The sequence below is a fragment of the Bradyrhizobium sp. HKCCYLS3013 genome (genome assembly GCF_051167615.1).
Lineage (GTDB): Bacteria > Pseudomonadota > Alphaproteobacteria > Rhizobiales > Xanthobacteraceae > Bradyrhizobium.
In genome coordinates, this window is record NZ_JBNPTK010000007.1 from 13,649 (window position 1) to 32,888 (window position 19,240).

The following is a 19,240-nucleotide window of genomic DNA, read 5'->3' on the forward strand; positions in this document are numbered from 1 at the left end:
CATGGCTGAAGCCAAGATCATCCTGCGTGATACGTCGGCCGCGAGCGCCGCGCCTGCAGATGTCGCGCGCAAGCTCGGCGTGCTCGAGCTGCTGTGGAACGACGGCTTCGTGCGCAAGACCCTGATCATTGTCCTGCTCGCCGCGATCTGGCAGGCCTATGGCAGCTATCTCGACAATCCCCTGCTGTTCCCGACCTTCTCCGACACCATCGCGGCGCTGTGGGAGAAGGTCCGCGACGGCACCATTCCGATGCGCGTCTGGACCTCGCTGAAGGTGCTGTTCATGGGCTATGCCGCCGGCATCGTTCTCGCGGCGATCCTGACTGTGCTCGCGATCTCGACCCGCATCGGCACCGATTTCCTCGAGACGATCACGGCGATGTTCAATCCCTTGCCGGCGATCGCGCTGTTGCCGCTGGCCCTGATCTGGTTCGGGCTCGGCAGCGGCAGTCTCGTGTTCGTGCTGATCCATTCGGTGCTGTGGCCGGTCGCGCTCAACACCCATTCGGGCTTCAAGAGCGTGTCGAACACGCTGCGCATGGTCGGCCGCAACTATGGCCTCACCGGCTTCTCCTACGTGATCCGCATCCTGATCCCGGCGGCGTTCGGGGCCATCCTCACCGGCCTGAAGATCGGCTGGGCCTTTGCCTGGCGCACCCTGATTGCCGCGGAGCTGGTCTTCGGTGTCTCCTCTGGCCAGGGCGGTCTCGGCTGGTTCATCTTCGAGAACCGCAACCTGCTCGAAATCCCGGCGGTGTTCGCCGGCCTCCTGACCGTGATCCTGATCGGTCTCGTGGTCGAGAACCTGATCTTCCGGACCATCGAGCGCAAGACCGTGCTGACCTGGGGCACCCAATCATGACCGACCGCAAGCAACCCGATCAGCTGCGCAGCGCGCGCTGGTTCGCGCCCGACGATCTCCGCTCCTTCGGCCACCGCTCGCGGGTGATGCAGATGGGCTACGCCCAGGAGGAATGGAAGGGCCGCCCGGTCATCGCCATCGTCAACACCTGGTCGGATGCGCAGCCCTGCCACATGCACTTCAAGCAGCGCGTCGACGACGTCAAGCGCGGCGTGCTGATGGCCGGCGGCTTCCCGATCGAGCTGCCGGCGCTGTCGCTGTCGGAGTCGCTGTTGAAGCCGACCACGATGCTCTATCGCAACATGCTGGCGATGGATGTCGAGGAGCTCTTGCGCAGCCATCCCGTCGATGGCGTGGTACTGATGGGCGGCTGCGACAAGACCACGCCGGCGTTGCTGCTCGGCGCCACCAGCATGAACCTGCCGGCGATCTATCTTCCCGCGGGGCCGATGCTGCGCGGCAATTGGAAAGGCAAGACGCTCGGCTCCGGCTCCGACGCCTGGAAATACTGGGACGAGCGCCGCGCCGGCAAGCTGTCGGACGCCGACTGGAATGCGATGGAGGCGGGTATCGCCCGCAGCCACGGCACCTGCATGACCATGGGCACGGCGTCGACCATGACTGCGATCGCGGAAGCGATCGGCATGACCCTCCCGGGCGCCTCGTCGATCCCCGCCGCCGATGCCGAGCACATCCGGATGAGCTCGGAATGCGGCCGCCGCATCGTCGAGATGGTGTGGGAGGACCTGACGCCGTCGAAGATCCAGACCAAGGCCGCGTTCGAGAACGCGATCGCGGTGGCGATGGCAATGGGTTGCTCGACCAACGCCATCATCCATGTGATCGCGCAGGCGCGCCGCGCGGGTGCAGACATTGGCCTCGATGATTTCGAGGCCGCGAGCCGCAAGGTGCCGGTGCTCGCCAATGTGCGGCCGAGCGGCGACACCTATCTGATGGAGGACTTCTACTACGCCGGCGGCTTGCCGGGACTGATGAACCGGATGACGGAGCACCTCCATCTCGAATGCCTCACCGTCAACGGCCGTACGCTCGGTGACAACATCGCGGATGCCGGCGTCTACAACGACGACGTCATCCGTCCGCAGTCCAACCCGATCTACCGCGAGGGCGCACTCGCCGTGCTCAAGGGCAATCTTGCGCCGGACGGCTGCGTCATCAAGCCTTCGGCTTGCGAGTCACGCTTCCTCAAGCATACCGGCCCGGCGCTGGTGTTCGACGACTATCCGTCGATGAAGAAGGCGATCGACGATCCCGATCTCGATGTTACCGCTGATCATGTGCTGATCCTGCGCAATGCCGGGCCGCAGGGCGGCCCGGGCATGCCGGAATGGGGCATGCTGCCGATCCCGACCAAGCTGGTGAAGCAGGGCGTCCGCGACATGGTGCGCCTGTCGGACGCTCGCATGAGCGGCACCAGCTACGGCGCCTGCATCCTGCACGTATCGCCAGAGTCCTATATCGGCGGTCCCCTGGCGCTGGTGCGCAACGGCGATCTCATCACGCTCGACGTCGCCGCCCGCACCATCGATCTCGACGTTCCCGAGGACGAGCTGGCCCGCCGCCGTGCCGAATGGCAGCCGCCCACGCCGCGCTTCGAGCGCGGCTATGGCTGGATGTTCGCCCGCCACATCAGGCAGGCCAATGATGGCTGCGACTTCGACTTCCTGGAAACCGGCTTCGGCGCGCCGGTGGGCGAGCCGGCTATTTATTAGTTAGTGATTGTCGTTCCTAGGCAGGCGAAGCCTGAGTCTGGAACTTCGAGATTGGGATTCGAGCTATCACCGCAACAAAGGTGCGCTCCCTCCCCCCTTGTGGGGGAGGGCTGGGGAGGGGGGGAGCCCCAAGCGACACCATTGATGTGGGCCCCACCCCCAACCCCTCCCCGCAAGGGGGAGGGAGCGCAGCGAGCAAGACCAAGACATGACCAGACTCAGCACCGCCACCCGCAACAAGCTCAAGACCGTCTCGACCGCGACCGTCGCCACCGCGCTGTTCAAGCGCGGCCTGCGCATCCAGTGCATCCAGAACGTCCATCCGCTCAGCCCGGCGCAGCCGACCATGGTCGGCGAGGCCTTCACGCTGCGCTACATCCCGGCGCGCGAGGATCTCAACACGATCGAAGTGTTTCGCGACCGCGGCCATCCGCAGCGCAAGGCGGTCGAGGATTGTCCGCCCGGCGCCGTGCTGGTGATGGACAGCCGCAAGGACGCGCGCGCTGCTTCGGCCGGCGCGATCCTGGTCAGCCGGCTGCAGCAGCGCGGCGTCGCCGGCGTCGTCACCGACGGCGGCTTCCGTGATGCCGCCGACATCGCGAGACTCGGCATCCCCGCCTTCCACCAGCGCCCGAGCGCGCCGACCAATCTCACCTTGCATCATGCCATCGAGATCAATGGCCCGATCGCCTGCGGCGACGCCCCGGTGTTTCCCGGCGACGTCATCCTCGGCGATTCCGACGGCGTCATCGTCATCCCAGCCCATCTCGCCGACGAGATCGCGGACGAGACGTTCGAGATGACCGCGTTCGAGGATTTCGTTGCCGAGGAAGTTGCCAAGGGCCGCTCGATCCTCGGCCTCTATCCGGCAACCGACCCGCAGACGCCCGCCGACTTCGCGGCATGGCGCGCGAAGAACAACAGGTAGCCGCTCCAAATTCCGGTGTCGTCCCTGCGAACGCAGGGACGACACCGTTGTTGTGGCGCGAGCGTACCACAAAGCGCCGAAAATGCCCGCCCATCCAGCGAGAGCTGCAAGCCTGACATGCGGCTGAATCGCCACGTGCGCTGTTGACCGAGCGCTCCGCGCTGGTCACGGTGGCCGGCCCTCATAGCCGCTCCGTGCCCCATGCTCTCCATCGCCTCCCTCTGGATTCCCTTCACCCTGGTCGCCGCCGCCGGCCAGGTCGCGCGCAACGCGATGCAGCGGTCGCTGACGGCGAAGCTCGGCACCTGGGGTGCGACCAATATCCGCTTCCTGTTCGGCTTTCCGTTCTCGCTGGTGTTCCTGACCGTGGTGCTGCTGGCCACCGGCGACCATCTGCCATGGCCGCCTGCTGTGTTCTGGCCGTGGCTGCTGCTCGGCGCGCTCAGCCAGATCATCGCCACCGGGCTGATGCTGCTGGCGATGACCGATCGCTCGTTCGTCGTCACCACCGCCTATCTGAAGACCGAGGCGATCCAGACCGCGATCTTCGGCTTCATCTTCCTCGGTGATCCGCTCTCGCTGCCGAAGCTGGTCGCCATCCTGATCGCCACCATCGGCGTCGTTATCACCGCGCTGCGTCCCGGTGGCGAGAAGGGCTTCGCAGAGTTGAAGCCGACGGTGACCGGACTGGTCGCAGCCGCCGCGTTCGCCTTGTCGGCCGTCGGCTTCCGCGGTGCCATCATCACCGTCGACGGCGTCTCCTTCGTCACGGCGGCGTCCTACACGCTGGTCTGGGGCCTGTTCGTGCAGACGGCGCTCCTCACCGTCTATCTGCTGGCGCGCGCCCCCGGCATCCTGCGCGGGATCCTGTCGCTGTGGCGGCCGTCGATGATGGCCGGCTTCGTCGGCGCCTTCGCGTCGCAATTCTGGTTCCTGGCGTTTGCGCTGACCGCGGCCGCCAATGTCCGCACGCTGGCGCTGATCGAGGTGCTGTTCGCGCAAGGCGTGTCGTACTACTCGTTCAAGCAGCCGGTTTCGCTGCGCGAGATCGGCGGCATCGCGCTGATCGTCGCCGGGGTGGCGCTGCTGATCGCGGTGTAGTCAACCCTTGAGCGCGATCAGCACGGCACCGGCCGCGATCAGCGCGATGCCGATCCAGCCCTGGGGACTCGGTCGCTCGCCGAGAAACACGGCCCCGAACAAGGCGACTAGCACGACGCTGAGCTTGTCGATCGGCGCGACCAGCGTCGCCGGCCCGAGCTTCAGGGCGCGGAAATAGCACAGCCACGAGGCGCCGGTGCCGAGCGCCGACAGCGTCAGGAAGAGCCAGCTCTTCATCGAGATCGGGCCGGGGCTCGTCAGCTGGCCGGTCGCGAACAGGATCAGCGCCAGCGTCACCAGCACGATCGCGGTGCGGATCAGCGTGGCGAGATCGGAGTTGAGACCCTCGACGCCAACCTTGGCGAAGATGGCGGTGAGGGCCGCGAACAGAGCCGAGAGGAGGGCCCAGAGCTGCCAGGAGGAGGAGAGCGGGAACATCTCATCTCTCGGAGGAAGGTCGCAGTTGAGGTCGAGACATTTCAACCGTCATTGCTTCGCGGCGCTCGCAATGCCGGAAAGATTGCCGAGATCGTGCGCGCATCACTGCCGGCTGCCGCCGAGTGACGAGCCCCGCCGGTCAATTCCGGTCGTCGGGCAGCACCGGGATCGGCGCGACCTCGATGCCTTCCTCGATCAGTTCGCGGGCCTCGTCGAGCGAAGCCTCGCCATAGATCGGCCGGTGCTCGGTCTCGCCGTAATGCATCTTGCGCGCCTCCGTCGGGAAACGCTCGCCGACATCGTCGGCGTTCTTGACGATGTGGTCGCGCAGCTCCTTGAGCTTGGCGCGCAGCTCGCGCTCCTGCGCCATCATCAGCGACGTCGATCCGGGCGGAATGACCTCCTGGGCGGGCGTCGGTACCGGAGCAGGCGCGGCAGGCACGGGCGCCGCGTCGCGGCCCTTCTTGCTGACGATGCGCGGCGCCATGATCGCCTTCTCGATCTTGGTCGAGCCGCAGGTCGGGCATTCCACCAGCTTGCGCTTCACCTGCGAATCGTAGGCCGAGGAGCTCTGGAACCAGCTTTCGAACGTGTGGTCACGCTCGCAGCGCAGCGCGTAGCGAATCATGCCGAGCCCCGCACCAGGTGCAGATAGTCCGGACCCGCGTTGGGGTCGGCGATGCCGAACCGGCGGCCGTGCTGCAGCGAAGGAATGGTCTGGCGCACGCTCTCGACCCGCGCGGGATCGATCCGCGCCATGATGACGCCGGGCTCGACGCCGCCCTCCGCGAGGATCTCACCCCAGGGATCGATGATCAGCGAATGCCCGAAGGTCTCGCGCTTGTTCTCGTGCACGCCGCATTGGGCGGCGGCGAACACGAAGCAGCCGGTCTCGATGGCCCGGGCGCGCAGCAGCGTGTGCCAGTGCGCCTCGCCGGTCTTGCGGGTGAACGCTGAGGGCACGCTGATGAACGAGGCGCCGCTCTCGGCCAGCGCGCGATACAGCGCCGGGAAGCGCACGTCGTAGCAGATCGTCAGCCCCAGACGGCCCCAGGGCAGATCCGAGATCACGGCCGTCTCGCCCGGCTGATAATTGGCGGACTCGCGATAGCTCTCGCCGCCCGGCAGGTCGATGTCGAACATGTGGATCTTGTCGTAGCTCGCCAGCACGTTGCCGTCGGGCCCGATCAGGAACGAGCGGTTCACGGCCTTGTCTGCCGAGAAGCGCAGCGCCAGCGATCCGATGTGCAGATGGATGCCCAGCTCCTTCGCGAGCGCCTGATAGGCCTTGAGCGAGGGATCGTCCGCCTCGCTCTTGAGCTGCTCGAACAGCGCCGTCCGGTTGAGCTGCATCATGTTGCTCACTTCCGGCGTCTGGACGTACTCCGCGCCCTGCGCCACCGCTTCCCGGATCAGCCTTGTGCCCTGTTCGAGGCTCGGCTCGGGCAGGAGCGAGGTGCGCATCTGCACCATGGCGGCGGTAAAGCTGCGGTCGTTGCTCATGATGTCGCCTTGTCTCCCGCCAGCATGGCGTCGAGCCTGCCCTCGCGATCGAGCGCATAGAGATCGTCGCAGCCGCCGACATGGGTCTGGCCGATGAAGATCTGCGGAAAGGTCGAGCCCGGGCCGACACGATCATACATCTTCTGCCGAATCGTCGGATCCCTGCCCGCGTCATGCTCGGTAAAGGGAACGTTCTTGCGGGTCAGGAGCGATTTGGCGGCCGTGCAGTAGCCGCACCCCGGACGGGTATAGATTTCGATCGCAGCGGTCATGTCGCGCTCAGCTGTTTCAGAACGACAGATTATATGGGAGCGCGGGGGGCATCGACAACCCGGGCGAAGACCAGCACGCCGACCTCGGCCGCCTTGGCGCGCAGCAGAGCGCGGGCGCAGGCATCCACCGTCGCGCCGGTGGTCAGCACGTCGTCGACGATCACGATGCGGCGCCCCTGCACCTCATGCAGGCGGTCTGAAGATACCTGGAATGCGCCCTGCACATTGCTGGCGCGCTGGGCGCGCGACAAGCCGACCTGCTGCTCGGTGGCGCGGACACGGCGCAGCGTATCGCCGCTCATTCGGACGCGGCTACAGCGGGCGACCACCCGGGCAAGGGCGCCGGACTGGTTATAGCGGCGGGAAAAGCCGCGCCGCCAATGCAGGGGCACGGGGACCACGAGGTCGGCTTCGGCCAGCAGCTCACGGCCGGCGCGGGCCATCCAGCGTCCCATGATCGGCGCCAGATCGGTGCGATCCTGATATTTCAGCTGATGCACCAGGGTGCGGGCGACCTCGTCATAGCGCACCGCCGCGCGGGCGCGGGCATAGGCCGGCGGCGCCGCGATCGCCTCCATCGACAACAGCTCCGGACCGGGATCGTAGACGAAGGGGATGCCGAGCTTGGGGCAATAAGGCCGCTCGATGAACGAGAGCTTGCCCCAGCAGGCGGCACAGACGCCCTCGCCGTCGACCGGCTCGCGACAGGCGATGCACAGCGTGGGGAGCGCGACGTCGAGTGCGAGCTTCGCGACATGCGCGAGACCGCCGTGCAGCGCGCCTACGGCTGTACGAAGTCGTCCGACGCTGATTGGAGCAAACGTCACGCCCATGTGTTGAGGCTAGCGTCGCAACCCGCGCCGCTCAAGCGGCGCATTGCCCGGCCACCAGGATCGGCGTAACCAGCCCCGATGACCCAGCCCGCGACAGCTCCCATTCTGTTCGACCGTCCCCTGCTTGCGCAGCGGCAGCGGCGGGCTGCGGGCGCGCCCGAGACGTTCCTGCTGGAGCGCGTCGCCGAGGACATCGCGGACCGCCTCGCCGCGGTGAACCGGTCGTTCGATGCGGCCGCCGATATCTGGACGCCCGGCGCCGGTTTGGCGCCACATCTCACAGGCGGTGTTGCGCAACTGGCCCATCTGGCGGCGCCCGCCACGGCGGATGAGACGCTGCCGCTGGCGCCGCAATCGCTCGATCTGGCGCTGTCGGCGCTGGCGTTCCAATTCGTCAATGACCTGCCCGGCCTGCTGGTGCAGGTTCGCCGGGCCTTGCGCCCAGATGGTCTGCTGCTTGCGGCGATGATCGGCGGCGATACGCTGACCGAGCTCCGGCAATCCTTCGCGGCCGCCGAGGCCGAATGCGAGGGCGGTGTGTCGCCGCGTGTCGTCCCGTTCGCCGATCTGCGCGATGTCGGCGGTCTGTTGCAGCGTGCCGGCTTTGCTCTGCCGGTCACCGACGTCGACCGGGTCGTGGTGCGCTATGCCAGTGCGTTCGGCCTGATGCAGGATCTCCGCCGCATGGGCGCGACCAACAGCCTGGTCGAGCGCCGCCGCACGCCGCTGCGTCGTGCGACCTTGCTGCGGATGGCCGAAATCTATGCCGAGCGCTTCGCCGATCCCGACGGCCGCATCCGCGCCACTTTCGACATCATCTGGATCTCCGGCTGGGCGCCGCACGAAAGCCAGCAGAAGCCGCTGAAGCCGGGCTCGGCGACAGCGAGCCTGGAGGCCGCGGTGAAGCGGAGCCAGGGAGCCGGTGATCGCGAGTAAGCAGACTCGTCATCGCCGGGCTTGACCCGGCGATCCATCCTCTTCGAGAGTCTTCGGAAGAGGATGGATGCGCGGATCAAGTCCGCGCATGACGAGTGAGGTTGGGCGCCGTCCCAGCTACATCAATAAATCAATCAGATGCGGCAGCAGCGGAATGTCCGCGGGCGGCATCGGATAGTCGCGCAGCTTGTTCGGCCGCACCCAGGCCAGTTGCTGGCCCTCGCGCGCGGTGACCACGCCTTCCCAGCGCCGGCAGATGTAGAGCGGCATCAGCAGATGGAACGTCTCATAGGCGTGGCTGGCAAAGGTCAGCGGTGCGAGGCAGGCCTCGCGCACGGTGATGCCGAGCTCCTCGTCGAGTTCGCGGATCAGGCTCGCTTCGGGGCGCTCACCCGGCTCGAGCTTGCCGCCGGGAAACTCCCAGAGTCCCGCGAGCGTCTTGCCGGGCGGCCGCTGCGCCAGCAGCACACGATTGTCGGCGTCGACGAGCGCGCAGGCGACGACGAGCGTGAGTTTCAGGTCGGGCATGATCCGATCGGTTGCGAGAGGGATGCGCCGGTCCGAGAACCAGGCACGCTGTTGAGGGAATTTTAACCTAGGCCGTTTCGCGCCCCGTTTCCACGGTTGAAATAAGCCAACCTTAATGGCCGGCCGCGTATTTTCACGGGTGAACGCCGTGGCCTCCTCATGGTTTGTTAGGCATCATTCATGCGAATTCTATCCAGCCTGCTCGGCCGCCTGCGCCGCGACGTCAGCGGCAACGTCGCAGTGACGTTCGCGATCGTCTGCGTTCCGCTGATCACCGCGGTCGGCTGCGGCGTCGACTACAGCCGCGCCAACCAGATGCGCGCCAAGCTGCAGGCGGCTGTCGACGCTGCCTCGGTCGGCGCAGTGTCCCGCACCGCGCCGGCCTTCATCGCCGCGGGCACGATGACCTCGGACGGCGTGATTGCCGCCGGCAACGACGACGCGGCAAAGATCTTCAACGGCAACATGTCCGGCACGTCGGGCTATACGCTGACCAGCCTGACGCCGGAGGTGAAGAAGGCCGGCTCGGTGCTGACCGCCACCGTGTCGTTCTCGGCCACCGTGCCGATGATGTTCATGAACATCGTCGGGTTCAAGACCATGGCCCTGCAGGGCTCGTCGACGGCCAAGGCTTCGATGCCGCGATACATCGATTTTTATCTGCTGCTCGACAATTCGCCGTCGATGGGCGTGGCGGCGACGCCGGCGGACGTGACCAAGATGGTCAATGCGACCTCCGACAAATGCGCCTTCGCCTGCCACGACTACAACGACGCCAACAACTACTACAACCTCGCCAAGACGCTCAACGTCACCACCCGGATCGACGTGCTGCGCAACGCCACCCAGCAGCTGATGGACACGGCGCAGCAGACGCAGACCTATACGAACCAGTTCCGCATGGCGATCTATGATTTCGGCGCGGCGTCGAAGACGATCGGATTGCGGGCGCTGTTTTCGCTGTCGTCGAGCCTATCCAGCGCCAAGAGCGCGGCGGGCAACATCGACCTGATGGGCGTCTACGGCAACAATGACGCCTACACGGCCGACAAGGATACGCCGTTCACCTCGGTATTCCCCGCCATCAACAACGAAATCTCGACGCCCGGCGACGGCACCACCGGCTCGCCGTTGAAATACCTGTTCTTCGTCTCCGACGGGGTCGCGGACGAGAGCAACGCGTCCTGCCTGAAGCCCAAGGCCAGCGGCAATCGCTGCCAGTCGCCGATCAATCCGGCGCTCTGCACCACGCTCAAGAACCGCGGCATCAAGATCGCGGTGCTCTACACGACCTATCTGCAGCTGCCGACCAACAGCTGGTACATGAGCTGGATCGATCCCTTCAACAAGGGGCCGTTCGGTCCGTCGCCGAACAGCGAGATCGCGCAGAAGATGCAGGCCTGCGCCTCGGATGGATTCTACTTCGAGGTGTCGCCGACCCAGGGCATCGCCGAGGCGATGAAGGCCCTGTTCCAGAAGGCGGTCGCCGACGCACGGATCGCGAGTTGATCAATTTGGCAGGAAGCACGCCGGCATTTGCGCGCTTCCTTGCCGCGGTCGGTTGCGGAATCAGGACCGGTAGTCGCCGTTGATCGCGACATACTCCTTGGTCAGGTCGCAGGTCAGCACACGGTCGCGGCCCTTGCCGAGGCCGAGCGCGACCTTGATCTGCACCTTCTGCGCCTTCATCGCCTCGGAGACTTCCGCCTCGTCATAGGACGGATCGCGCGCGCCCTTCGATGCGACGCGGATACCGTTGAACGAGATCGAGAGCTTGTCGCGGTCGGCCGGCTCGCCGGCCTTGCCGACCGCCATCACCACGCGGCCCCAGTTGGCGTCCTCGCCGGCGATCGCGGTCTTCACCAGCGGCGAGTTGGCGATCGACATCGCGATCTTGCGCGCCGACGGCTTGCTCTTGGCGCCCTCGACGATGATCTCGACCAGCTTGCGGGCGCCCTCGCCGTCGCGCGCGACCTGCTCGGCGAGGTCGGCCAGCACGGCGTTGAACGCCTTGACGAATGCTTTGGCGCGCGGATCGCTGGCGCGGCTGATCTTCGGCGCGCCCTTCGCCGCGGCGGCGCCGGTGGCGAAGGCGAGCAGGGTGTCGGAGGTCGAGGTATCGCCGTCGATCGTCACCGCGTTGAAGGTGTCCTCGACGCCGGCCTTGAGCAGCGCCTGCAGTGCGGGGGCCGTGATCGGCGCATCAGTGAAGATGAACGACAGCATTGTCGCCATGTCTGGCGCGATCATGCCGGCGCCCTTGGCCATGCCGTTGATCGTCACCCTGGCCTTGCCGAGCTTCACGGTGGCGGTCGCCACCTTCGGGAAGGTGTCGGTGGTCATGATGGCGCGCGCCGCGCCCATCCAGTCCTCAGGCGCCGCGGTGCCGGCCAACCCTTCGAGCACGCCGTCGAATTTGGTCGCATCCAGCGGCTCGCCGATCACGCCGGTCGAGGCCAGGAAGATCTCGTCCTGCTTGCAGCCGACCGCCTTGGCGGCGATGGCCGCCGTCAGCGCCGTCGACTGCTTGCCGGTCTTGCCGGTGAAGGCGTTGGCGTTGCCGGAGTTCACCACCAGCGCGCGCGCCTTGCCGCCCTTCAGCTTGGCCCGGCACCATTCGACCGGCGCCGACGGGCATTTCGACAGCGTGAACACGCCGGCCACCGTGGTGCCGGGATCGAGCAGCGCCAGCAGCACGTCGGTGCGGTTCTTGTAGCGGATGCCGGCCGCCGCAGTCGCGAGCTTGACGCCGGCGAGCGCCGGCATGTCGGGGACATCGGTGGGGGCGAGCGGGGAGACGGCTGAGGACATCGGAGAGGCTTCCGGCAGGGATGAGCGGGAAGCGCTCTGTATCATCTCAGCCAATGATACGGGAGAGGCTTGCAACTCCCACGGTGTCATCCCCGCGAACGCGGGGATCCATAACCACAGGATTTAGTCGTGATCCGCGGTATCGGCCGCATGCCCGTTTCAGGCATCACGCGGTATGGGTCCCCGCGTTCGCGGGGACGACGCTGTTCATGACGTGAGTATGTCGCGTCTCAAGCCAAGTGGCGATGCCGCTTACTTCTTCGCCGGCTCGGCCGGCTTCGCATCGGCGGGCTTGGCATCCGCCGGCTTGGCCGCGTCGGTCGCGGCCGGCTTGTCCAGGCGCTCGATCTTGGCGGCCTCGCGCAGCTTGCCGACGTAGTCGGCCTGCGCCTTGCGGGTGACGTAGGTCTCGATCTGGCCCTTGACCTGGTCGAACTCCGGCGGCTTGCGGCTGCGCTTTTCCTCGACCTTGATGACGTGCCAGCCGAACTGGGTCTTCACCGGATCGGAGATCTTGCCCGGCTCCAGCGAGAAGGCGACGTTGGCGAATTCCGGCACCATCTGCTCCTTGGTGAAGAAGCCGAGGTCGCCGCCGTCCGAGGCGCCGGGATCCTTGGACTTCTTCTTGGCGAGCTCGGCGAAATCGGCGCCCTTGGCGAGCTCGGCCTTGACGGCCTTGGCCTCGTCCTCGGTCTCCACCAGAATGTGGCGGGCGTGGACCTCCTGTTCGCCGCCGATCTGCTTGGCGGCTTCCTCATAGACCTTCTTCATCGCGTCCGGCGTGGTCGCGGCCTTGCCCTCGGTGGCGAGCAGGCTGTCCATCAGCAGCCGGTTGCGGGTGAAGGCGAGGCGCTTCTTGAACTCCTCGGTGTCGGCGACCTTCTTGTCCTCGGCCGCCTTGGCGACCAGCTTCATGTCGATCAGGAACGACAGCACGTTCTCGTCCTTCGTCGCCGGATCCATCTGCGCGAGGCTCTGTCCGAGCTCCTCCTCGGCGAGCGTCACGTCGCTCTTGCGGATCTCGGCGCCGTTCACCTTGGCCAGCACCGGGTTGGCATCGTCGGCGGCGCGTGCGGGCGCGGCAAGCAGGGACAACGCGAGACTTCCGGCGAGAGCGGTGGCGAGGCCGAGGCGCAGGCCGGTTTTCGTAACCGGGAACGACGTGGTCATGGAAAATCCTTGTTGAGAAGAGGGGGCTCGAGGGGGAGGCCTCAGGGCGGCCGGGACACTCGCCCAATCGCCGGGCCTTGGCAACGCGAAAAGTCTGTCAATTTCGTGAAATCGGCGACATGTTGGCGGCGACGGCCCGCCGTCGGGCGCCGTTGACAACGTTCCCCCCCAGCCATATCTCTCCCCGGTCGCTTCAAGGGCGATAGCGCTTATTTTGCTGCGTTTTTGGCCGTTGAACCCTGGTTTGCCTGTCTCCCACTCATCTGGCGGACGCCGCCCGGCGCCGAAGGTCGAGGCTGGCGCGGGTGCTGCGGTGCATCACGTCGGGAACAGCAAACCCAAACCACGAGTTACGGCTGCTACGCAGACCCCATAGAGGCAGGATTTCAGCAATGATCGGCGCGCTCGCCCGTAAGCTATTCGGCTCCGCCAACGACCGTCGCGTCAAGGGCTACCAGTCCCGTGTCAACGCCATCAACGCGCTGGAGCCGGAGCTCGCCAAGCTGACCGACGAGCAGCTCAAGGCGCGCACCGAGGAGTTCAAGACGCAGCTCGCCGACGGCAAGACCCTCGACGATATCCTGGTCCCGGCCTTCGCCACCGTCCGCGAGGCCTCCAAGCGCACCCTCGGCCAGCGCCATTTCGACGTCCAGCTGATCGGCGGCATGGTGCTGCACGAGGGCGACATCGCCGAGATGAAGACCGGCGAAGGCAAGACGCTGGTGGCGACACTGGCCGTCTACCTCAACGCGCTGGCCGGCAAGGGCGTCCACGTCGTGACGGTGAACGACTACCTCGCCCGCCGCGACGCCGGCTGGATGAGCCAGATCTACGGCTTCCTCGGCCTGACCACCGGCGTGATCGTGCACGGCCTCGACGATGCCGAGCGCAAGGCGGCCTATGCCTGCGACATCACCTACGGCACCAACAACGAATACGGCTTCGACTACCTGCGCGACAACATGAAGTACCGGCTGGAGGACATGGTCCAGCGCGGGCACTATTTCGCGATCGTCGACGAGGTGGACTCGATCCTGATCGACGAGGCGCGCACGCCGCTGATCATCTCCGGCCCGCTCGACGATCGCTCGGAGTTCTACAACACCATCGACACCTTCGTGCCGAAGCTCGACAAGACCGACTACGAGGTCGACGAGAAGCAGCGCACGGTGACGCTCACCGAAGCCGGCATGGAGAAGATCGAGACCCTGCTGCGTGACGCCGGCCAGCTCAAGGGCGACTCGCTCTACGACGTCGAGAACGTCTCCGTCGTCCATCACATCAACCAGGCGCTGCGCGCACACACGCTGTTCACCCGCGACAAGGACTACATCGTCCGCGACGGCGAGGTCGTGATCATCGACGAATTCACCGGCCGCATGATGCCGGGCCGGCGCTATTCGGAGGGCCTGCACCAGGCGCTCGAGGCCAAGGAGCACCAGCCGGTACAGCCCGAGAACCAGACGCTGGCCTCGATCACCTTCCAGAACTACTTCCGCATGTACGCCAAGCTCGCCGGCATGACCGGCACGGCCGCCACCGAGGCCGACGAGCTGTTCGACATCTACAAGCTCGAGGTGCTGGAGATCCCGACCAACCTGCCGGTCGCGCGTCTCGACGAGGATGACGAGGTCTATCGCACCCAGCAGGAGAAATACGCCGCGATCCTCGCCGAGATCGAGCGAGCGAATTCGCGCCTGCAGCCGGTGCTGGTCGGCACCGCCTCGATCGAGAAGTCCGAGGTGCTGGCCGCCTATCTCAAGCAGCACGGCTACAAGCAGATCGATTTCGGCAGCGAGCGCGCGCTCGACAAGCTCTATGCTGCGGCCCGCGCCGGCAAGCCGGCCAAGCTGTTCGCAGTGCTGAACGCGCGCTTCCACGAGCAGGAAGCCTATATCGTGGCGGAAGCCGGCGTGCCCGGCGCGATCACGATCGCGACCAACATGGCCGGCCGCGGCACCGACATCAAGCTCGGTGGCTCCTTGGAGATGCGCATCCAGCAGGAGACCGGTGGCATTACTGATGAGGCCGAGAAGGCCGCCAAGATCGAGCAGATCAAGGCCGACATCGCCCGCTTCCGCGAGATCGTGTTGAAGGCCGAGGAGACGGTCGAGATCGAGCCGGCCAAGGGCTCGAAGCCTGCCAAGACCGTGACCAAGCCGGGCGGCCTCTACATCATCGGTTCCGAGCGCCACGAATCCCGCCGCATCGACAACCAGTTGCGCGGCCGCTCAGGCCGCCAGGGCGACCCCGGCCGCTCCAAGTTCTTCCTGTCGCTGGAAGACGATTTGATGCGGATCTTCGGGTCCGACCGGCTCGACAGCATGCTGACCCGGCTCGGCCTGAAGGAAGGCGAAGCCATCATCCATCCCTGGATCAACAAGGCGCTGGAGAAGGCGCAGCAGAAGGTCGAGGCGCGCAACTTCGACATCCGCAAGAACCTCCTGAAGTTCGACAACGTCCAGAACGACCAGCGCAAGGTGATCTTCGACCAGCGCGTCGAGCTGATGCAGGACGAGAGCGTCGTCGAAACGATCACCGACATGCGCCATGCCTTCATCGACGATCTCGTCAGCAAGCACGTGCCCGAGCATGCCTATGCCGAGCAGTGGGACGTGGCCGGCCTGAAGGAGGAGCTGAAGCGCGTGCTCGACCTCGACCTGCCGGTCGACGAATGGGCGAAGGAAGAGGGCATCGCCGACGAGGAGCTGCTCAAGCGCATCGAGACCCACGCCGACGAGCGCATGGCCGCCAAGGTCGCGCAATGGGGCCCCGACGTGATGCGCTACGTCGAGAAGACGATCCTGCTGCAGACGCTGGACCATCTCTGGCGCGAGCACCTGGTGATGCTCGATCATCTGCGCCAGGTCATCGGCCTGCGCGGCTACGGCCAGCGCGATCCGTTGCAGGAGTACAAGTCGGAAGCCTTCACGCTGTTCGAGGCCATGATCGCGCATCTGCGCGAGGCCGTCACCGCGCAGCTGATGCGGGTCGAGATCGTGCCGCCGGAGGAGCAGCAGCAGGTGCTGCCGCCGATGCAGGCGCACCACGCGGATCCCAACACCGGCGAGGACGAGATGGCCTTCGCCAACGTGTCGCTCGTGCCGTCGTCAGGTGCAGCTCCGGTCCCGGCCGAAGCGCGCAACCCGAACGACCCCGCCACCTGGGGCAAGATCGGCCGCAACGAGGATTGCCCGTGCGGCTCGGGCAAGAAGTACAAGCACTGCCACGGAAAGTACGCGTAGGCGCGGGTCTGCGCGCGGCAGTCTCTCCATTGTCGTTGCGAGCGAAGCGAAGCAATCCAGAGTCCCGTCCGCGACTCTGGATAGCCTCGCAGCGCTCGCAATGACGCTGTTCATCGAGCTGTGTGCCGAACCCACCACCGTCATCCCGGCGAACGCCGGGATCCATAACCGCAGGCCGGCGTGCTTGCGCACACTGCTCGCTCCAGCATGCCGCCTCACACCTGCTGGCAGCATGGGGCTGAGATCAGCGCACGGCGACGCGCGCGTGATGCTGTGCTTACGAGCGGCCGTGCTGCGTCCAGCCCGACGTCCACTTTCGGATGCGCGCGGCGGAGCGTTGCAGGTTGCCGGCCTTGAGCTCGCCGGAGCAGACGGCGGCGGTCAGCGCGCGATTGATCTCGCGGCCGACGTCGGAGGTCTGATCCGCGTCGCTCAATTTGGTGAACATGATGATATCCGCACCCGCCTTGACCGCGTCGATGGCGGCGGCGGCCGGTGGCTTGGCATCGAGGATGGCTTTCATGGCGAGATCGTCCGTCATCACCACGCCGTCGTAGCCGAGGTCGCGGCGCAGCAGGCGATCGATCGCATGTCCGTTGCTCTGGGTGGCAACGCCGCCCCATCGCCGGGAATTGGCCAGATGTCCGACCATGATCGCCCCGGCGAGCCCTCGCCTCATCAGCCGCCGGTACGGCTTCAACTCTGCCGGTGACCAGGTGGTTGTGACGTCGGCAATGCCGGCATGGCTGTCGGCGGTCGATGATCCATGCCCGGGAAAATGCTTGAGCACCGTCAGGATGCCTTTTTTTCGGTGCGCCTGGATGAACGCCGCCGCATAGCGCACGACGGCGTCGGAGTCGGCGCCATAGCTGCGTTGCCGCTGCCCGATGACCGGGTTCGACGGGTTGGTGTTGAGGTCCACCACCGGCGCGAGATTTATGTTGATGTGCAGCGTCGCGAGCTTCTCGGCGAGCGCGGTGTAAGCGCTTCGCGCCGCCGTGATGGAGCCGCGAGCGACCTCTGCGGCCGACGGTGTTTCCGCAAGGCCGACATTCGATCCGAGCCGCTCGACCGAACCTCCTTCATCGTCGATGGCGATGAACGGAGGAGACGCGCATTTGCATGATCGGATCCGGTCGATCATCGCGGTGAGATCGTCCGATGTTCCGACGTTGCGGCCGAGGATGACGACGCCGCCGATCAGCCCCTCCTCGAGATCGGACAGGACTTGCTGAAATCCCGGATCCGATGTCTTGGTCCCGAAGAAACCGGCCATGATCATCGGGCCGACCAGTTGCGCGGTTGCCGGTCTCTTGCTGCAGTCGGCAGCAAGGCCGGTCTGACCCGTCAGCGTCAGGAATGCGGCCGCCAGGGACCGTCGACCAAATCGTCGGAGCATGGCGATCCCCGCTTGGCGGCTGTTTCGGCGACTCAGGTTCACCGGTTCAGATCACGTCGCTGACCGCAGGACTCAGATCGTCGCCAGACCGCCGACCCTTGCCCCTTCCGCAATCGTCCGCGGCGCCGCGTTCAGCTGCTCGATCGCAAAGCCGGCCGCCTTCTTGTAGCCGGCCATGAACGCGTCGCGTTCGGCCGGCGGGATCACGTCATCGATATCGGTGAACGTCCCGCCACAACGCTCGTCCACCAGATTGAGCAGGCCGAACGGTCCGGCGCCGCGGTTGCGCAGGATGACCTGCGAGATCGGGGCGCACAGTTTCTCGTCATAGGCCGCGAGCGCGGCGGGCGTCACGCCATGCACCAGCAGGCAGGCGCCGAGCACGCGCGCGTCCACGATCGCCTGGCTGGCGCCGTTGGAGCCGGTCGGATACATCGCATGCGCGGCGTCGCCCATCAGCGCCACGGGGCCGTCGACCCAGGTCGAGACCGGATCGCGGTCGATCATCGGGTTCTCGTAGGCGCCGTCGGCGCCGGCGATCAGCGCGGGCACGTCGAGCCAGTCATAGGTCCAGCCGGCGAAATGATGCGCGAACTCAGCTACCGGCACCTGCCGGAACCAGCCGGTCTGCTTCCAGCCCTCGGTGTTGTCCATCGTCACTTCCGCGATCCAGTTGATCAGCGCCAGTCCGGTCTTCGGATCGGGATGCGAGATCGGATAGACCACGACGCGATGGCGGTGGGTGCCCAGCCCGACGAAGGACGAGCCGGTGCGCATCGGCTTCGCCCAGGTGACGCCGCGCCACATCACGGCGCCGCCCCAATGGATCGGCGGCTGCGTGGGATGCATCTGCGCCCGGATCGCCGAGTGGATGCCGTCGGCGCCGATCAGGAGCCGCCCGCGCTGCTCGGAGCGCGAGCCGTCGGCATGCTCGACGCGGGCCATCACCGACCCATCGGCATTCTTGTCATATCCAGTGACGCGGCTGCCGAGCCGCACGGCGTCGCGCCCGGCACGCTCCACCAGCCGGCTGTACAGCAGCATGTGCAGCTTGCCGCGATGCACGGCATATTGCGGCCAGTCGTAGCCGGCGAGCAGGCCGCGCGGCTCGGAATAGATGTCGTTGCCGTTCAGCCCGACCAGCGCCCATTCCTTCGCGGGGACGCCGACTTGGTCGAGATCGGCAGCGCCGATGCCGAGGTCGTAGAGCTCGCGCACCGCATTGGGCTGCAAATTGATGCCGACGCCGAGCGGCCGCATCTCGCGCACGCTTTCATGGACGATGCAGGGCACGCCGATCTGCTGCAGGGTCAGCGCCGTCGCCAGGCCGCCGATGCCGCCGCCGGCGATGATGACAGGGAGGTCGGTCATGGGCATGGTCCGTCGCGCGTGAACTCGGAAAACAAGGCTCGCAAGGAGGGTCAAAGGGCATGGGGGCGCGGGCGCTGCAGCGCGCGCGGGAATCGCCTCCCCTCGATCCA

17 protein-coding genes are annotated in these 19,240 nt (G+C 66.3%); 7 read left to right on the forward strand and 10 right to left on the reverse strand.

All coding sequences use genetic code 11. The features are described from left to right. Window position 1: 1 nt before the first annotated feature. From ACQR1F_RS14715 to ACQR1F_RS14730, 4 genes are all read left to right on the forward strand, one after another. A complete protein-coding gene (locus tag ACQR1F_RS14715) occupies window positions 2-862 on the forward strand; it encodes an ABC transporter permease (protein ID WP_315800625.1) in 861 nt (286 codons plus the stop codon). Next, a complete protein-coding gene (gene araD / locus ACQR1F_RS14720) occupies window positions 859-2,595 on the forward strand; it encodes an L-arabinonate dehydratase (RefSeq protein WP_434913351.1) in 1,737 nt (578 codons plus the stop codon). Before ACQR1F_RS14715 ends, araD begins: the two co-directional genes overlap by 4 nt. A 208-nt stretch (window positions 2,596-2,803) precedes the next feature. Continuing rightward, on the forward strand, window positions 2,804-3,523 hold the full coding sequence (locus ACQR1F_RS14725) for a ribonuclease activity regulator RraA (RefSeq protein ID WP_316239163.1): 720 nt from the start codon (window positions 2,804-2,806) through the stop codon (window positions 3,521-3,523). A gap of 201 nt (window positions 3,524-3,724) precedes the next feature. Next, window positions 3,725-4,624, forward strand: a complete 900-nt coding sequence (locus tag ACQR1F_RS14730; protein ID WP_315800622.1) for an EamA family transporter — start codon at window positions 3,725-3,727, stop codon at window positions 4,622-4,624. Here ACQR1F_RS14730 and ACQR1F_RS14735 read toward each other — a convergent pair whose 3' ends face one another. The 5 genes from ACQR1F_RS14735 to ACQR1F_RS14755 form a co-directional block, all read right to left on the reverse strand. Then, a complete protein-coding gene (locus tag ACQR1F_RS14735) occupies window positions 4,625-5,062 on the reverse strand; it encodes an EamA family transporter (RefSeq protein ID WP_316216851.1) in 438 nt (145 codons plus the stop codon). A gap of 139 nt (window positions 5,063-5,201) precedes the next feature. After that, complete coding sequence (locus ACQR1F_RS14740) at window positions 5,202-5,690, reverse strand: DUF1178 family protein (RefSeq protein ID WP_434913352.1); 489 nt, start codon at window positions 5,688-5,690, stop codon at window positions 5,202-5,204. Next, window positions 5,687-6,565 carry a carbon-nitrogen hydrolase family protein gene (locus ACQR1F_RS14745; protein ID WP_316182888.1) on the reverse strand — a complete coding sequence of 293 codons (879 nt, stop codon included), beginning with the start codon at window positions 6,563-6,565 and terminating at the stop codon, window positions 5,687-5,689. The genes ACQR1F_RS14740 and ACQR1F_RS14745 overlap by 4 nt, the downstream gene beginning before the upstream one ends. Beyond that, window positions 6,562-6,837, reverse strand: coding sequence for a glutaredoxin 3 (gene grxC, locus ACQR1F_RS14750; RefSeq protein WP_316216850.1), 276 nt, complete (start codon window positions 6,835-6,837; stop codon window positions 6,562-6,564). Before grxC ends, ACQR1F_RS14745 begins: the two co-directional genes overlap by 4 nt. A 29-nt stretch (window positions 6,838-6,866) precedes the next feature. Beyond that, window positions 6,867-7,670: a ComF family protein gene (locus ACQR1F_RS14755; protein WP_434846552.1), complete on the reverse strand. Its 804-nt coding sequence runs from the start codon at window positions 7,668-7,670 to the stop codon at window positions 6,867-6,869. Between the two features lie 78 nt (window positions 7,671-7,748). Between ACQR1F_RS14755 and ACQR1F_RS14760 the strand changes: the two genes are divergently transcribed. After that, a complete protein-coding gene (locus ACQR1F_RS14760) occupies window positions 7,749-8,606 on the forward strand; it encodes a methyltransferase domain-containing protein (protein ID WP_316182891.1) in 858 nt (285 codons plus the stop codon). Between the two features lie 117 nt (window positions 8,607-8,723). Here ACQR1F_RS14760 and ACQR1F_RS14765 read toward each other — a convergent pair whose 3' ends face one another. Then, window positions 8,724-9,134 carry a (deoxy)nucleoside triphosphate pyrophosphohydrolase gene (locus ACQR1F_RS14765; RefSeq protein WP_172184528.1) on the reverse strand — a complete coding sequence of 137 codons (411 nt, stop codon included), beginning with the start codon at window positions 9,132-9,134 and terminating at the stop codon, window positions 8,724-8,726. A gap of 180 nt (window positions 9,135-9,314) precedes the next feature. Between ACQR1F_RS14765 and ACQR1F_RS14770 the strand changes: the two genes are divergently transcribed. After that, complete coding sequence (locus ACQR1F_RS14770; protein ID WP_434848539.1) at window positions 9,315-10,643, forward strand: TadE/TadG family type IV pilus assembly protein; 1,329 nt, start codon at window positions 9,315-9,317, stop codon at window positions 10,641-10,643. A gap of 60 nt (window positions 10,644-10,703) precedes the next feature. Here the strand turns inward: ACQR1F_RS14770 and argJ are convergent, their stop codons facing one another. Together argJ and ACQR1F_RS14780 are read right to left on the reverse strand one after the other, a co-directional pair. After that, the gene (gene argJ, locus ACQR1F_RS14775; protein WP_434840282.1) at window positions 10,704-11,945 is read right to left on the reverse strand and encodes a bifunctional glutamate N-acetyltransferase/amino-acid acetyltransferase ArgJ; all 1,242 of its coding nucleotides are present in this window, start codon (window positions 11,943-11,945) and stop codon (window positions 10,704-10,706) included. Window positions 11,946-12,197: 252 nt separating this feature from the next. Next, the gene (locus ACQR1F_RS14780) at window positions 12,198-13,115 is read right to left on the reverse strand and encodes a peptidylprolyl isomerase (protein ID WP_316216846.1); all 918 of its coding nucleotides are present in this window, start codon (window positions 13,113-13,115) and stop codon (window positions 12,198-12,200) included. Window positions 13,116-13,507: 392 nt separating this feature from the next. Here ACQR1F_RS14780 and secA point away from each other — a divergent pair, with 392 nt between their 5' ends. After that, window positions 13,508-16,360 (forward strand): preprotein translocase subunit SecA, encoded by a 2,853-nt coding sequence (secA, locus tag ACQR1F_RS14785; RefSeq protein ID WP_434873405.1) that lies wholly within the window; start codon window positions 13,508-13,510, stop codon window positions 16,358-16,360. Between the two features lie 277 nt (window positions 16,361-16,637). Here the strand turns inward: secA and ACQR1F_RS14790 are convergent, their stop codons facing one another. Together ACQR1F_RS14790 and ACQR1F_RS14795 are read right to left on the reverse strand one after the other, a co-directional pair. Next, complete coding sequence (locus tag ACQR1F_RS14790) at window positions 16,638-17,759, reverse strand: glycoside hydrolase family 3 N-terminal domain-containing protein (protein ID WP_434913353.1); 1,122 nt, start codon at window positions 17,757-17,759, stop codon at window positions 16,638-16,640. Window positions 17,760-17,831: 72 nt separating this feature from the next. After that, window positions 17,832-19,130 (reverse strand): flavin-dependent oxidoreductase, encoded by a 1,299-nt coding sequence (locus ACQR1F_RS14795; protein WP_434890413.1) that lies wholly within the window; start codon window positions 19,128-19,130, stop codon window positions 17,832-17,834. Between the last annotated feature and the right edge of the window lie 110 nt (window positions 19,131-19,240).

Excerpts from the sequence above, each read along its gene's own strand:
- ACQR1F_RS14715 (WP_315800625.1), top strand. The coding sequence starts at position 2 with ATGGCTGAAGCCAAGATCATCCTGCGTGATACGTCGGCCGCGAGCGCC.
- araD (WP_434913351.1), top strand. The coding sequence starts at position 859 with ATGACCGACCGCAAGCAACCCGATCAGCTGCGCAGCGCGCGCTGGTTC.
- ACQR1F_RS14725 (WP_316239163.1), top strand. The coding sequence starts at position 2,804 with ATGACCAGACTCAGCACCGCCACCCGCAACAAGCTCAAGACCGTCTCG.
- ACQR1F_RS14730 (WP_315800622.1), top strand. The coding sequence starts at position 3,725 with ATGCTCTCCATCGCCTCCCTCTGGATTCCCTTCACCCTGGTCGCCGCC.
- ACQR1F_RS14735 (WP_316216851.1), bottom strand. The coding sequence starts at position 5,062 with ATGTTCCCGCTCTCCTCCTCCTGGCAGCTCTGGGCCCTCCTCTCGGCT.
- ACQR1F_RS14740 (WP_434913352.1), bottom strand. The coding sequence starts at position 5,690 with ATGATTCGCTACGCGCTGCGCTGCGAGCGTGACCACACGTTCGAAAGC.
- ACQR1F_RS14745 (WP_316182888.1), bottom strand. The coding sequence starts at position 6,565 with ATGAGCAACGACCGCAGCTTTACCGCCGCCATGGTGCAGATGCGCACC.
- grxC (WP_316216850.1), bottom strand. The coding sequence starts at position 6,837 with ATGACCGCTGCGATCGAAATCTATACCCGTCCGGGGTGCGGCTACTGC.
- ACQR1F_RS14755 (WP_434846552.1), bottom strand. The coding sequence starts at position 7,670 with ATGGGCGTGACGTTTGCTCCAATCAGCGTCGGACGACTTCGTACAGCC.
- ACQR1F_RS14760 (WP_316182891.1), top strand. The coding sequence starts at position 7,749 with ATGACCCAGCCCGCGACAGCTCCCATTCTGTTCGACCGTCCCCTGCTT.
- ACQR1F_RS14765 (WP_172184528.1), bottom strand. The coding sequence starts at position 9,134 with ATGCCCGACCTGAAACTCACGCTCGTCGTCGCCTGCGCGCTCGTCGAC.
- ACQR1F_RS14770 (WP_434848539.1), top strand. The coding sequence starts at position 9,315 with ATGCGAATTCTATCCAGCCTGCTCGGCCGCCTGCGCCGCGACGTCAGC.
- argJ (WP_434840282.1), bottom strand. The coding sequence starts at position 11,945 with ATGTCCTCAGCCGTCTCCCCGCTCGCCCCCACCGATGTCCCCGACATG.
- ACQR1F_RS14780 (WP_316216846.1), bottom strand. The coding sequence starts at position 13,115 with ATGACCACGTCGTTCCCGGTTACGAAAACCGGCCTGCGCCTCGGCCTC.
- secA (WP_434873405.1), top strand. The coding sequence starts at position 13,508 with ATGATCGGCGCGCTCGCCCGTAAGCTATTCGGCTCCGCCAACGACCGT.
- ACQR1F_RS14790 (WP_434913353.1), bottom strand. The coding sequence starts at position 17,759 with ATGCTCCGACGATTTGGTCGACGGTCCCTGGCGGCCGCATTCCTGACG.
- ACQR1F_RS14795 (WP_434890413.1), bottom strand. The coding sequence starts at position 19,130 with ATGACCGACCTCCCTGTCATCATCGCCGGCGGCGGCATCGGCGGCCTG.